The sequence below is a fragment of the Drancourtella massiliensis genome (assembly GCF_016900655.1).
In the GTDB taxonomy this organism is placed as follows: domain Bacteria; phylum Bacillota; class Clostridia; order Lachnospirales; family Lachnospiraceae; genus Sellimonas; species Sellimonas catena.
This window is the reverse complement of sequence record NZ_JACJKH010000027.1, coordinates 1-13418: the sequence shown is the minus strand read 5'-3', so window position 1 is coordinate 13418 and position 13418 is coordinate 1. Positions and strand designations below refer to the sequence as shown.

The window sequence follows — 13418 nt, the reverse complement described above, 5'->3', positions numbered from 1 at the left end:
GATGAACCTGTTTTATGAAGAATATCCGAAAGTCCTTGAGGTTCATGGAGAGTTCTATCCAATCATAACGGATTTCAGAGAATACATCCGTCTTTTGGATATGTTGAAATGCAAGGAACTCAACGATATTCAGAAAATCATGATCTTGAAAGAATACTTCTTAAAAGATATTTCTATTGATTCGGAAGCCATTCATGCTTTAACCGATTTCGTAACCATGAACATGAAAGAGAAAGAAAGTGAACAAGATCCGGATGGTGAAGAAGGAGAAGAGCTGGAAGAGACAGGAAAGAAAAATCTGTTTTCCTACGAGATTGATTATCCCTATATTCTTTCCGGCTTTTTAAGGGATTATGGTATCGATCTTGAGACAGTGAACTATCTGCACTGGTGGAAATTCCGGATGCTGTTTGACGGTCTGTCAGAGGATACAGAGATCAAGCAGCGGATCATGTACCGAGGAATCAACTTATCTGATATTAAGGATAAAGAGGAAAGAAAAAGAATATCGAAAATTCAACGCTCTATTCAGTTGCCGGCTGAAGAATTAACCGATTATGAGATTGGAAATGCTTTTGCATAAGGTGGTGAAGTCATGAAACGATTGAAAAAGCCACCACTGGTGCGGAAATGGTATTACTGTCCGTATTGCCATACAAAAATTGCTGTGTATGACAATACTGCAAAGGCAGCAGGAGTTTATATCAAATGCCGTACCTGTAAAAAGGAGGTAGAAATCAGAATATAAGCGCTTTAAAGTGAGCCGAAGAGCCTGCGCTATCTACGAAAGGAAGTGGATAGTATGGCGGGCTATGATGGCTCATTAAAATTTGACACTGAAATATCGGAAAAAGGATTTAACAGCGGAATACGGAAGCTTGGAGGTCTGGCAAAAGGCGGAATGTCTGTCTTAGCCGGAGCGATCGGAAGCGTGACAGCGGCACTGGGAGCGGGTGCAGTTGCAGGGATGAAATACAATGCTTCCATTGAGACGTACCAGACATCTTTTGAGGTCATGACCGGATCAGCGGAAAAGGCTGCGGAAGTCATTGATCGGTTGAAAAAAGTCGGAGCGGAAACACCATTTGAGCTCCCTGATCTGGCAGATACCACTCAGCTGTTGATGAACTATGGCTTCACAGCGGACGAAGCTATGGATAAGATGATGATGCTGGGGGATATCTCTCAGGGATCCGCCGATAAGATGTCGCGAATTGCGACGGCATATGGGCAGATGTCTTCTGCTGGAAAGGTACAGCTGGAAGATATCAAGCAGATGATCGAAGCAGGATTTAACCCGTTGCAGGAGATCAGCGAAACCACAGGCGAATCGATGGCATCTCTGTATGACAGAATCAGCAAGGGAACGATTTCTGTCGATGAGATTACAGCTTCTATGCAGCGTGCTACTTCTGAAGGTGGAAAGTATTACCAATCCATGGAAAAGCAGTCTCAGACATTTGATGGCATGATTTCCACTCTGAAAGATAATGCCCAGCAGCTGATTGGAGAAGTAGTACAGCCGATTTCAGACAGCATGGTAAATACGCTGCTCCCTGCTGCGATTGACGCCATAAATCAGATGTCCAATGCATTCCAGACGCAGGGAGTTGAGGGACTGATCCAGGCAGGAAGTCAGATTCTTGTAAATCTGCTGACTGGTATTGCGCAGGGGCTGCCAAATGTGATCACAACAGCTCTGCAGATCATTCAGGCTCTTATCACGAATTTGAATGTAAATCTGCCGCAGCTGATTTCGGCTGGCGGTCAGATCCTGATGGCTCTGGCACAGGGAATTGTTTCCTTGCTTCCGTCATTGGGAGAGCTGGCGCTTAATATTATTTTGAGTCTGGCGAATGCTATTTCAGCAAATGCGCCACAGATGATTCCGAAAGCAGCAGAGGTACTACTGAATTTTGCGCAGGGGATTATCAGCAATCTGCCGCAAATTGTAGACGCCGGAATTAATATGCTGATTTCTTTGGCGATGGGAGTGGCAAACGCACTTCCACAGCTGATTGAAAAAGTGCCGCAGATCATTAACCAGTTTTGCTCAGAAATCGATTCCTTATTACCGAAAATTCTGGCGGCCGGAGTCGGGGTTATTGTGACACTTGGAATGGGAATCATTCAGTCCATTCCAACGATCATTGCGAATGCTGGAGAAATCGTAAAGGCAATTTTAAATGTAATTACCCATCTGAATTTGTTCAGTACGGGCGCCAATATCATTAAGGGTCTTGGAAGCGGAATCAAAAGCTTATTCGGTAGTATCGGATCTACGGTAAAAAGTTTAATTACCAAGATAAAGAATCCATTTAATATCGATTGGTCCTCTATAGGCCGCAATATCGTTAATGGTATAGCAAGCGGAATCCGTAATTTTGCAGGATCTATTGTAAGAGCTGCAAAAAGCGCAGCGAAAAAAGCTTTAAATGCTGCTAAAAGTTTTCTTGGAATTCACTCTCCATCAAGAGTGTTCCGTGATCAGGTCGGAAAATATATGGCTCTCGGTATGGGGGAAGGATTTGAAGACAATGTTCCGACTGATGACATGAAGAACAGCCTATCTGATTCTATGAATAAGATGCAGAAATCAGCATCTGTCATTACACAAAAAGCACCATCTACAACAGGGCAGTCTGTGTTTAACACAAGAACTGGAAAGGATGGCCCTTCTGGTCCAGATCCGATTGATTATGACAAGATGGGAGCTGTTTTGTCGGAGGTTTTAGACGGCACTGAGGTAACAATGGATAAGGAACCTGTCGGTAGATTGCTTACGCCAGTAGTCAGTCGAAATGAATATCTGAACACAAGGAGGCGGAGATAATGGGAACCGGAGCGAAATTGAATGGGAAGCATACAGAAACGGACTACGGCCTGAAACTGCTGTCTATTGAGATCGGTATCCCGGAGACGCTTTCCGAGAGGGAACAACTTTCCGGAAGAAATATTTATGTCAATACTGGCAATAAGGGCGTCTTCAAACAGAGACCGATTACACTAACATTTGATCGGATGGGAGATTACGAGGACTGGCTGGAGTGCATCTCGCTGATATCTGCAGATGTGGCAGGACAAGAGGTAAAGTTAGAGCTGGATTCCCAGCCGGGCTATTATTATTACGGGGTGGCAGCAGTATCTACAACAAAGGAAAATAACGTGGTCACATCATTTGTGATCAGCATGACGGCGGATCCGCTTAAGTATGCGGATCCCATCAGTACAACATTGGAGGATGCGTCATCCAGAGTCCTGGACGTTTTCGGGGATTATGAAACGCCATGTATCATCGAGCTGGTTCCGTCCGGAGCAATCACAAGATATACCATCAAAGGAGCGGCAAGGAATCCGATAACCGGAGAAGAGGAAGACATTGCGATCAAAAACCTGTCTGCCGGGAAAAAAGTGATCATCGATGGGGAAGCTTGCACGGTCACGGAGAATGGAGCGAATAAGTATGCAGATACGGAGATGTGGGAATTCCCGACTTTGTTGCCGGGAGAGAACGCTCTCACGTTTACAAGCAGCAGTGTACCGTGTGATGTAACAATCAAATATAAACCAAGATACATATAAGGAGGATGCGTTATGGCATTAAAAGGAACAAAAAATATTGCATTGAGTTATCAGTCCATGATTGGAGATCAGGTAGCAGTTTACATGACCGCTCAGATCCCGGAGTCCGGCCGGAGCAATAGTAACAAGACAATCCAGGATCTGGATCTGTACGAGGCAAACAAAGCAGAGTGCAGAGAGGACATGGCGGCGTTTGACGAGATGCTGTTTGAGTTGGAAGATCAGCAGACGGCAGCGGAAGAGACACCGGAAGAATCCGAAAAAAATCAGGAAATGGAGGGAATCCAGTAATGAAAATGAAAAATAAACAGATCTTGGCAATCTACAACAACATCCGGCCTATCAAGCAGAAACAGCTCCCGGTAAAGATCGGGTTTGCAATTAATAAAAATCTGGCCACAATGGATGACGCGGCAAAGGCATATGAAGAAGAGAGAATGAAGATCCTGGATCGCTACGGCGAGAAAGACGAGAATGGCTTGAAGACATCGGAAGACGGAAAAGAGTACCTCCTGAAAGACAAAAAAGCGTATAAGGAAGCTATGGATGAGCTGTGGGAAATCGAAACAGACATCCAGATCCACACCGTCACGATGAATGACATAGAAAAATGCGACTCCGAAAAGTTTGACGCACTGACGCCGTTTGAATTGGAAATTTTAGATTTTATGATCGAAGAATAGCCGAAAGGAGGGGACGGCATTGCTGAAAATATTAGATAAGAATAAAGTCCCCTTGAAAGGACTGCGGGTATATCATGACTACTGTATCGAGAGCGTGCTTGATCTGGATGACAAGACGCTCTCTTTTTCTGCTCCGCTCCGCAACGTGCGGGGAGTCCTGACACTGGAAGGATATATCGAGACCAAAGATGACCGGTATGTAGTTAAGGAGATCACGAAGAGCACGGACGGAACGGCCAAGGTCACAGCAAAGCTGGACATGGAAGGGCTGGAAGGTAAAGCATTCCGCAGTTTTAAGACAACAGAGCAGACGATCCAGGCGGCGCTGCAGCTTGCTTTTTCGGGGACCGGCTGGACGGTGGCAGAATCGACCATCACAAAAAAGCGGACAATCTCCATGACCAATGTGTCAGCTTTGGAGATCCTGAAACAGGCGATTAAAACCTACAGGGCAGAAATCAAGGTAGACTCCAAAAATCAGCAGATCTATATCTATGATTCCATTGGTAGTGACAAGGGAGTCTATTTTACCAGCCAGTTGAATCTGAAAAAGCTGGAAGTCCAGTCCACAAGCTACGATTTTTACACGGAGTTAGAGCCGTATGGAAAAGATGGACTAACCATCGAAAGTGTGAATAATGGCAAGACCTATGTGGAAAACCACCAGTACAGTGACAAGGTAAAGAGGATAATCTGGAAAGACGAGCGGTACACACTGCCGGAATCCCTGAAAGAGGATGCAGAAGCGAAACTGGCCGACATGAGCAAGCCGTACAGCTCCTATAGTGCGGATATCATCGATCTGTCCAGAGCATCTGCCGGAACGTACAGTATCCTTGCGTATGAGATCGGAGACACCGTGACGCTGATGGACGGCATCACCGGAACAAAAGAAAAACAGCGGATTGTCGGCATCAAGCGGTATCCGGAAGAGCCGAGCAAAGATACCTGCACGCTGGCCAACAAAGTGCTGACCTTTGACGAGTTGGCGCAGAAATATGAGGATACCTCAGAGACGGTTGATAATATCACTAATGATAACGGCCAGATCGACGGTGACGCTATTGACGGGATCTACAGCAGACAGGTGGTGGATCTGGAAAATGCCATCGTGCAGAGTGCCACGATTGTAGATCTGACTACACAGTACCTGCAGGTAACAGGCAAGCTGACAGCGGTAGAAGCGGATATCGGTACGCTTAATACCAACGTTGCCAATATCGATCAGGCGATGATCAAAAAGCTGGACGCAGATGAAGCAGATATCCGGTATGCAAAAATCACGGATATGGATGCAGCGCATGCCAGCATATCAGTGTTGGAAGCGGAAAGCGCAAATATCAAGTCCCTGTTGGCAGGAAATGCCGGAGTAGGAGACCTGCAGAATATCCATCTGACATCCGCTAATGCAGTGATTGACAGTGCTCTGATCCGGAATGCAGTCATGCAGAGTGTAACGATCAATGATCTTCTGGCCGGTACGATCAGCACAAATAAATTCAAAATCATGTCTGATGATGGAGCAATTCAGATTTCCGGCGCCACGCAGCAGTGGAAAGACAAGAGCGGAACGGTCCGGATGCAGGCCGGACTGGATGCAAATGGAGATTTTACCTTTTCGCTATTCAATTCAGAGGGGACAGGAATCCTGATCGATGACGAGGGAGTCCATCCGGGAGCCATTGCGGACGGCCTGATCGTCAATGACATGGTAGCTGATGACGCCGCAATCTCCGGAAGCAAGCTGGACATCGAAAGCCTTTTTGAAGAAATGAACGGGAGCACTTCGGTCTTAAAAAGTAGCCGAATCTGGTTCGACGAAAAAAACCAGAGTTTGAGCCAGGTTTACTCTCAAATGTCCAGTGAGATCACGATGGCCGGATCAGCTGCAGATGCAGCACAGGATGCAGCACAGAAAGCCCTGGAAGCGGTCAATGGAATTGACACACTGGATGCGATCAGTGCGGTTTTGAGTAATGATGCGCATGTGGTCCATACAAACACAGACGGATCAGGCGGCGACTATTCCGACTGCTCTACTAAGATGACCGTGTATTCCGGCGATGTGGATGTATCTGGACAGGCAACCTTTGAGGTCACCAAGTCAGCCGGAGTGACCGGAACCTGGAATGCGCAGACGAGGACCTATCAGGTAACAGGCATGACTACAGACGATGGATGGGTGGATATTGATGCGCTATACGGTACCGGAGACATGTACCTGGCCGACCGCAAGGGCAACAAGCTGACCACACGGGATGGCAAGTATCTGGTAGTACGGACGGGCGGAGCACACATCAAAAAGCGGTTCTCCATCAGCAAGGCTCCGGATGGCAAGATCGGAGTGTCCTACAGCCTGCGCTGCAGTACACTTGTGATCCGGAAACAGCAGGATGGAGCTTTGCAACCGAAGCAGGTGACGTTTTATGCACAGTATAATGACGGAACCATGCTGACCGATTACTCCGGACGATACAAGATTGAGGAGAGTACGGACGGAACGAGCTACACGCAGAAATATATGTCAGCATCCGATGAGCTCCGGAAGAATTATACGCCGTCCAGCGGAAATGTGAAGACGATCCGATGTACCTTGTACTCGGCCGGAGGACTAAACGAACTGGACAGCCAGAGCATTATAATCCTGACGGATGCGGACGGGCTTGCAGAGGATATCGATGATATCCGGGAAGGAATGCAGACGATCCGGACGGACGTCACCAATATTGAGACGGGGATGGACGGGATCCGGGCGAACATTTCCAGTATGCAGACGGACATCAGCGGGGTAACGGACGGAAACTTGCTCTTTAATGTCCAGTATAACGATAACGGCAATAATACAGTGACGCTGACAGCCAAGGTATATAAGGCAGGAAAAGATGTCACCAGCACATTTAACAGCCGATGGTTTACCTGGTGGGCGAAGTCAGAGACCGGTGAAAAGTATATCGGATACGGCTACGGAATCACAGTAAAAAAGAGTGATGTAGGTTTTGGATCTACTTATATCGGCAGATTTATAACTTACGAGACTCGGTACCTGACAACCAGATCAGGAGCATATTTGACAACAAGATCTGGAAACCGACTAACCACTTGGGTAGAAAACTGAAAGGAGAGATAAGAAGATATGGCAGATCAAAAAATTAATGCGTTGCCTACCAAGACGGCACCGGTAACAGGAGATAAGTGTTTGATGTCTGGGGCAGCGGAGGAATACCTGATTGATTACGACAAACTTGCAACAGCAATTTTAAATAAACTGACATCAAAAACATTCACATTAGATCAGGGGACAAAGACTTTAATCGCTGCGATAAATGAACTAAATAGTAAGATTTTATATAAGGTAATGACTTATGCGAAAGTTGTTGGTTTTGCAAATGCAAAAGAAATAAAAATCACAATTTCTGGGCTAAATTTACTTTATGGCTCTATTCTTGTTTGCACTAATCAAAATTCAATGGACTATATTGCTGTCAGTGGGAAAGATAATATTGAGATTAAGCATATGTCATCAGACAATATCAATACTACATGCGTATATGACGAAGCGTCCAAAACATTATCTATTAAATTTATTACTGCATATTATCATGGCTTTGCGATTGTTGGCGGAACATTAGCAAATGATGATGCAAACATTTATCAAGCATAGATTAAATGTATTTAGGAAACGCTTACTGTCGGCCGTTTACTTTCCATCAAGTAGATTATAGAAACGACCGTATTCCCTGTTATGGAAGGAGTGACAACATATGTTGTTCCGGATACTTCTATACTTACAGCATTACCCTCGTCAAGTTGTATAATCTTGTACCGTTCAGATCCGCCACTTCCATATCCGGTTAAAAGGAATGCACCATGTCCATTTCCGGTGGTATTTCTTGCCAAAAATAAGATGTAATGATGGTTATTGTCTTTTGCATCGATAGTCATTTTTGAGCCATACGGAATGCTTGACTTTTCGATAATATTCGTCTTACTATTTAGTTCACTACTTGATGATGGAAATATGGAGAATATGAGACAAAAGTGATATAATAAATCCATCAAACAAAAAAGCGGAGTCAAGCTCTCCACGACCAAATTTTGAGCTTGACTCCTAACACCCACAAAGGGATGGATATATTATACCACATTCCCTCCCTTTGTTGTACGCAAAAGGAGGTTTTTTAATGGATTTTGCAAGAGAATTTATGGCAAAACTGGATGGCAAGGTATCGGAAGAGGATATGCGGATCATCCTGAGAGAGCTGGAAGTTTTTTCCGGAAATTACGACATCCAGAAAAAGGAAACAGAAATTGTGGAGTACCAGGAACCGGAGCTTCCGGAATGTTATAAAGTATACCTGATCTCCAAAAAGATCGAAGGACTGAGCAAGGAAACACTAAAGACGTATGATCTGTACCTGCGGGACTTCCTGCTGACGGTCAACAAGCCGGTCAGCGAGATCACAGCCAACGACATCCGAATCTATCTGTACGAGTACCAGCGGATCCACGGCGTGACCAACCGGACAATGGACGGCAAGAGGCTTGTGATCAATACATTTTTGCAGTGGTGCTGTGATGAGGGATACATCGCCCGGAATCCATGCAAGCAGATCCATCCTATCAAGTATGAGTCCAAAATGAGAGAGCCACTGACAGGAGTGGAGATGGAGCTTGTCCGGGATGCCTGCCGGACGTACCGGGAACGGGCGATCATCGAAGTCTTTTACAGTACCGGATGCCGTGTATCGGAGCTGGTGCGTCTCAACCGATCGGATGTGGATTTCCAAAAAGGCGAGGTGCATTTGTTTGGTAAGGGCAACAAGCACCGGATCTCCTACATCAACGCACGGGCAGAGGTGGCACTCAAAAAGTACCTGTTTTCCCGTCAGGACAATGATCCGGCATTAATTGTCAGTGACCGGAAACCACACGGGCGGATCAAAAAGACGGGGATTGAGAAGATCGTGAGAGACATCGGAGAGCGGTCGGAAATCGGGAGAAGAGTATACCCGCACCTGATCCGGCACACCACAGCGACAGACGCCCTGGAACACGGCATGGAGCTGCAGGAGGTGCAGGCGATCCTTGGACATGAAAAGATGGACACCACTCTGATCTACGCCAAGATCTGTCAGGATAACGTCAAATATAATCACAAACGATACATCGTGTGAAAAAACTTATCACAAAGAGCATCCTGAGAAATCAGGGTGCTTTTTGAATGAGCTTTTTTTAGAAAGGAGACAAGACATGTGCGGTTTGAAAGAGAGATAAATATTTACGGCGACGAGACTGTCCTGAAGCGCTTTCAGGCGGCGGAGACAAGTATCTCTGCGGTCCAGGGAAAGATCTCAGCCATGATCAGTGAGTCGGAGCTGACGGAACTGGAAAACAGCAATGCCACCATGTACAGCAAGCTGGCATCTGCGATCATGGAGATTGATGCACTGACTATCAATTTTTCAGACCTGACTACAAAATACAATACGGTGTCAGGGCAGTATTCGGCGTTAAACAGCAAGGTGGCAACGTACAAAGCGAGTGTGGATGAGTTGTCTGCCGATATATCATCCGTGCAGCAGAATCTAAGCAAAAACTACAGCACAACCACTCAAATGAATTCGGCAATTAACGCCAAGGCGAATGAAATCAGCGCAAAGATCAGTTCGGTCGAAACTACATTAAAAAATAATTATAGTACGACAAATGAGATGAATAGTGCGATAAACGCCAAGGCGAATGAAATTACCACCAGTGTATCAAGTTTATATGCCAGAAAGTCCGAGATTAACATTGCAAATGGGAAAATAAACGATCTGGAAATATGGAAAAAATCAGCAGAAGTTAAAATCACCGATAGTGCGATTGTATCAACGGTTACTGAATCTAGCACCTACAGAAACAGTGTCAACTCTCTGATCGAGCAGAAAGCAAGTTCCATCCGATTAAAAGCGGACAGAATCTCGTGGGAAAGTACTTATTCCAGTATGACGGCGAATGGAACATTGACTTGCCGAAATGCCACGATCGAAGGAACAATTCACTCTGATAATGGAGACGATGAGATCTATATAAGGAGCGCCAGATTGGATTTTATCAGGGACGGGGTTGATGTTGGAAACATTGGAACAAATATCTACTACAATAATAATGCACTAAAAGGGTTGACATTTGACCTGGATCATACAGGGAGCTATATGGCATGGGGAGCGAAAAGAAGCGCATCCGAATCAACTTTTCTCATGAAATGGGCTTATGCAAGTGATGATGTCGGCAGATATGGCGCGAATACACTTAATGCTGGATGCGATATTGATATGCACAATTACTCTATAAAAAATGTATGGCTTTCAGGCATAGTTGCACCGAATGGGTACAACGGATGGACTGGAGAGATCCCTATATATTATAAAAAAGGAGATAGCTATTATACAAGTTCAATAACTGTATCCAACGGTATAATTACTAGCGCACCGAGAATGTAGGAGGAAAAATGAAAAAATATATATTTGTCGAAGGGGAAACGGGGAAAACAGCAGAATCCCCTATAGAGAAAATGGATAACGGTAAACAGCGAGTCGGAGAGGTTACATTACAGGCAATGATGGTGGTAGCCAAAACGTCTGCACAGTCACTTCCAGACACGCTGGCATTGCAGGCGGCGGCTCTGTATGACGATTTTGAGGACGTAGTAGGACAGACAGTAGAGCAGGGGTTTAAGTTTCGGTACGGCGGAAAAGTTTGGAAGACCGTACAGCCGAAGACAACCATACAAGAAATCTATCCACCGGGGCGAGGAACGGAAAGCTTGTACACCGTCATTGACGAAGAGCACGGCGGAACAGCAAGTGATCCGATTCCGGCAGCAGCCAACATGGAATATGAATACGGAAAATATTACTCTGAAAAGGGAGTGATTTATCTGTGCCAGAGAGGCGGAGTACCGGATCCGGAATCCATGTACGGGCAGAAAGTCACATTGCAGTATTTGCCGAGTCAGCTGATTGGCCATTACTTTGTTATAGCGGAATAAGGAGGAAGTAAATAAATGAGAGAGATCAGAGCGAGACCGTGAACCGGTCTTATTTTTATGCATAAATGTAAAAGCAGAAAGGAAAGTGAGGACAATGAAAATGAACTATGCAGCACCGATTATTGACGGATATAATGCTGCGGTCGGAACGATCGTAGCAGTTCTTTCCTATATTTTAGGAGAACACTGGCTCCTTTTTGTAGCATTCCTGATGCTCAATGTGGCAGATTGGCTGACAGGATGGATGAAAAGCCGGATGGCCGGAAAAGAGAATTCAATGGCCGGATGGAAGGGCGTTTTGAAAAAGCTTGGTTACTGGCTAATGATTATGGTCGCATTTGGCGCATCCGCGGTGTTTATCGAAATCGGAAAGACAATCGGAATTGATCTGGGAATTACGACACTTCTTGGATGGTTTGTACTGGCTTCATTGATTATCAATGAGATTCGTTCCATCCTGGAAAACTTTGTGGAAGCCGGATACAATGTGCCGACAATACTGATTAAAGGATTGGAAGTGGCTGACAAGGTAGTCAACCAGGAGCATAAAGAAGAGGAGGAAAAAGAATAATGGCAGTATATAACGTACATGCAGGACATTGCCCGCAAGGAAAAGGTGCGTATGGTGCGGTTGGAATTCTGAAAGAATCTGTAGAAGATCGTATCGTTAAGGATGAAGTAATTCGTTTACTTCGTGCAGAGGGCCACACAGTATATGATTGTACTTGCGAAGTCAATACCACTGCAAATGGATGCTTGCAGAAGATTGTAGCTAAATGCAATCAGCATAGCGCAGCTCTTGATGTATCTATCCACCTTAACAGCGGACGTAACGATTATAAAGGTGATAAGAGTACAGGAGGTACAGAAGTTTGGAACTATGACGCTCGTACTAAAGCGATTTCCGATCGTATCTGTGCAAATATTGCAAAAGAACTGGGGATTCGGAATCGTGGTACAAAATACAGCAAGAGTCTTTATGTGCTTGCGAACACCAATTCTCTGTCATTACTGGTAGAGTGCTGCTTTGTGGATGATAAAGATGATGCGAACCATTGGAACGCCAAGAAGTGTGCGAAAGCGATTGTAGAAGGAATCCTGGACAAAGAGATATCCAGTGGTTCGACATCTTCTGGATCCGCAACCAAACCGGGCGATCCGGATGGAGAAGTAAAGGATAACTCAGGCAAATTCCAGGAGAAGAAAGACCGGAGCGGCGAAGTATCTTATCAGGGCCATCTTCGCGATATCGGTTGGGGGAACTGGCAGTGTGATGGCGCCATGATCGGCAGCACCGGCCAGAACCGCCGAATGGAAGCCCTGCGGATTGATCCGGTGAACCATATGGATGTGGCTGTGCACATTAAAGATATTGGAGACAAAGTATATCGTAACATCACAAAAGATACGATCATCGGAACCATCGGCCAGGAGCTGAGACTGGAAGCATTAAAGATTATGTCCGGCGATACGGTTTATCTGTACCGGGTACACCAGAAAGACATTGGATGGTCAAATTGGTGTGTGAACGGACAGTGGGCCGGCCAGAAAGGGAAAGGCAAACAGATCGAAGCGGTAGAGATCAAGGTGGCCGACATCGCTTATCTGGCACATGTGCAGGACTCTGGTGATACAATCTGGGCCGCAGACGGCATGACGGCCGGAACAACCGGACAGGACAAACGGATGGAAGCGCTCCGGATTAAGAGCCAGCACTGTGGGGATGTGTACGCTAAAGCGCATATTCAGGGGATCGGCTGGAAAGACTTTGGAAAGATCGATCAGAATACAGTGATCGGAACAGAGGGAGACGGCCTGCGTCTGGAATGCCTCTGCCTGAAAGGAGACTTTGAGTGGCGGGCACACATCCAGGGAACCGGATGGACACAGTGGACGAAAGCGGACGGTGTGGTCACACTTGGAACGGTCGGTCAGTCTCTCAGAATGGAAGCAGTAGAAATGAGGAAGGCATCGTAGAGAAATCCCTCCGGAGCATCGCCTCCGGAGGGAAAATATTGTATCATCTTCGCATCAATTAAATTAATTTTATTTGCAACACATTTGCAACAAAATAGCCGAGAAACGGCATAAAATCGTTAAATCTCAATAATCCTCATTTA

Annotated in this window: 14 protein-coding genes; 13 read left to right on the top strand and 1 reads right to left on the bottom strand. The window is 45.7% G+C overall.

What is annotated here, in order from left to right; translation table 11 throughout:
• The first annotated feature begins 1 nt into the window (after position 1).
• The 8 genes from H6A32_RS13115 to H6A32_RS13080 are packed head-to-tail and all read left to right on the top strand — an operon-like array spanning position 2 to position 7926.
• Positions 2–583, top strand: a complete 582-nt coding sequence (locus H6A32_RS13115) for a Gp15 family bacteriophage protein (RefSeq protein WP_204864534.1) — start codon at positions 2–4, stop codon at positions 581–583.
• Positions 584–595: 12 nt separating this feature from the next.
• Complete coding sequence (locus H6A32_RS13110; protein ID WP_204864533.1) at positions 596–748, top strand: MJ0042-type zinc finger domain-containing protein; 153 nt, start codon at positions 596–598, stop codon at positions 746–748.
• 54 nt (positions 749–802) lie between these two features.
• Complete coding sequence (locus tag H6A32_RS13105) at positions 803–2833, top strand: tape measure protein (RefSeq protein WP_204864532.1); 2031 nt, start codon at positions 803–805, stop codon at positions 2831–2833.
• Positions 2833–3582, top strand: a complete 750-nt coding sequence (locus tag H6A32_RS13100; protein ID WP_204864531.1) for a phage distal tail protein — start codon at positions 2833–2835, stop codon at positions 3580–3582. The genes H6A32_RS13105 and H6A32_RS13100 overlap by 1 nt, the downstream gene beginning before the upstream one ends.
• 12 nt (positions 3583–3594) lie before the next feature.
• Positions 3595–3873, top strand: coding sequence for a hypothetical protein (locus tag H6A32_RS13095; RefSeq protein ID WP_204864530.1), 279 nt, complete (start codon positions 3595–3597; stop codon positions 3871–3873).
• Positions 3873–4265 carry a hypothetical protein gene (locus H6A32_RS13090; RefSeq protein WP_204864529.1) on the top strand — a complete coding sequence of 131 codons (393 nt, stop codon included), beginning with the start codon at positions 3873–3875 and terminating at the stop codon, positions 4263–4265. The genes H6A32_RS13095 and H6A32_RS13090 overlap by 1 nt, the downstream gene beginning before the upstream one ends.
• A gap of 19 nt (positions 4266–4284) precedes the next feature.
• A complete protein-coding gene (locus H6A32_RS13085) occupies positions 4285–7380 on the top strand; it encodes a phage tail protein (protein WP_204864528.1) in 3096 nt (1031 codons plus the stop codon).
• An 18-nt stretch (positions 7381–7398) separates the two neighbouring features.
• Positions 7399–7926 carry a hypothetical protein gene (locus H6A32_RS13080; RefSeq protein ID WP_204864527.1) on the top strand — a complete coding sequence of 176 codons (528 nt, stop codon included), beginning with the start codon at positions 7399–7401 and terminating at the stop codon, positions 7924–7926.
• A gap of 11 nt (positions 7927–7937) precedes the next feature.
• Here the strand turns inward: H6A32_RS13080 and H6A32_RS13075 are convergent, their stop codons facing one another.
• Positions 7938–8207, bottom strand: a complete 270-nt coding sequence (locus H6A32_RS13075) for a hypothetical protein (protein ID WP_204864526.1) — start codon at positions 8205–8207, stop codon at positions 7938–7940.
• Between the two features lie 239 nt (positions 8208–8446).
• On the opposite strand from H6A32_RS13075, the gene xerA reads away from it, so the two are divergent.
• The 5 genes from xerA (at position 8447) to H6A32_RS13050 (ending at position 13275) form a co-directional block, all read left to right on the top strand.
• Positions 8447–9439 (top strand): site-specific tyrosine recombinase/integron integrase, encoded by a 993-nt coding sequence (xerA, locus tag H6A32_RS13070; RefSeq protein ID WP_204864525.1) that lies wholly within the window; start codon positions 8447–8449, stop codon positions 9437–9439.
• Positions 9440–9517: 78 nt separating this feature from the next.
• Positions 9518–10750 (top strand): hypothetical protein, encoded by a 1233-nt coding sequence (locus H6A32_RS13065; RefSeq protein ID WP_204864524.1) that lies wholly within the window; start codon positions 9518–9520, stop codon positions 10748–10750.
• Between the two features lie 8 nt (positions 10751–10758).
• Complete coding sequence (locus tag H6A32_RS13060) at positions 10759–11298, top strand: hypothetical protein (protein WP_204864523.1); 540 nt, start codon at positions 10759–10761, stop codon at positions 11296–11298.
• Between the two features lie 94 nt (positions 11299–11392).
• Positions 11393–11869, top strand: a complete 477-nt coding sequence (locus tag H6A32_RS13055; RefSeq protein ID WP_204864522.1) for a phage holin family protein — start codon at positions 11393–11395, stop codon at positions 11867–11869.
• Positions 11869–13275 (top strand): N-acetylmuramoyl-L-alanine amidase, encoded by a 1407-nt coding sequence (locus tag H6A32_RS13050; RefSeq protein WP_204864521.1) that lies wholly within the window; start codon positions 11869–11871, stop codon positions 13273–13275. Before H6A32_RS13055 ends, H6A32_RS13050 begins: the two co-directional genes overlap by 1 nt.
• Positions 13276–13418 lie beyond the last annotated feature (143 nt).

What these genes read in the sequence shown, in the direction of transcription:
- H6A32_RS13115 (WP_204864534.1), top strand. Translation starts at nt 2, where the DNA reads ATGAACCTGTTTTATGAAGAATATCCGAAAGTCCTTGAGGTTCATGGA.
- H6A32_RS13110 (WP_204864533.1), top strand. Translation starts at nt 596, where the DNA reads ATGAAACGATTGAAAAAGCCACCACTGGTGCGGAAATGGTATTACTGT.
- H6A32_RS13105 (WP_204864532.1), top strand. Translation starts at nt 803, where the DNA reads ATGGCGGGCTATGATGGCTCATTAAAATTTGACACTGAAATATCGGAA.
- H6A32_RS13100 (WP_204864531.1), top strand. Translation starts at nt 2,833, where the DNA reads ATGGGAACCGGAGCGAAATTGAATGGGAAGCATACAGAAACGGACTAC.
- H6A32_RS13095 (WP_204864530.1), top strand. Translation starts at nt 3,595, where the DNA reads ATGGCATTAAAAGGAACAAAAAATATTGCATTGAGTTATCAGTCCATG.
- H6A32_RS13090 (WP_204864529.1), top strand. Translation starts at nt 3,873, where the DNA reads ATGAAAATGAAAAATAAACAGATCTTGGCAATCTACAACAACATCCGG.
- H6A32_RS13080 (WP_204864527.1), top strand. Translation starts at nt 7,399, where the DNA reads ATGGCAGATCAAAAAATTAATGCGTTGCCTACCAAGACGGCACCGGTA.
- H6A32_RS13075 (WP_204864526.1), bottom strand. Translation starts at nt 8,207, where the DNA reads ATGACTATCGATGCAAAAGACAATAACCATCATTACATCTTATTTTTG.
- xerA (WP_204864525.1), top strand. Translation starts at nt 8,447, where the DNA reads ATGGATTTTGCAAGAGAATTTATGGCAAAACTGGATGGCAAGGTATCG.
- H6A32_RS13060 (WP_204864523.1), top strand. Translation starts at nt 10,759, where the DNA reads ATGAAAAAATATATATTTGTCGAAGGGGAAACGGGGAAAACAGCAGAA.
- H6A32_RS13055 (WP_204864522.1), top strand. Translation starts at nt 11,393, where the DNA reads ATGAAAATGAACTATGCAGCACCGATTATTGACGGATATAATGCTGCG.
- H6A32_RS13050 (WP_204864521.1), top strand. Translation starts at nt 11,869, where the DNA reads ATGGCAGTATATAACGTACATGCAGGACATTGCCCGCAAGGAAAAGGT.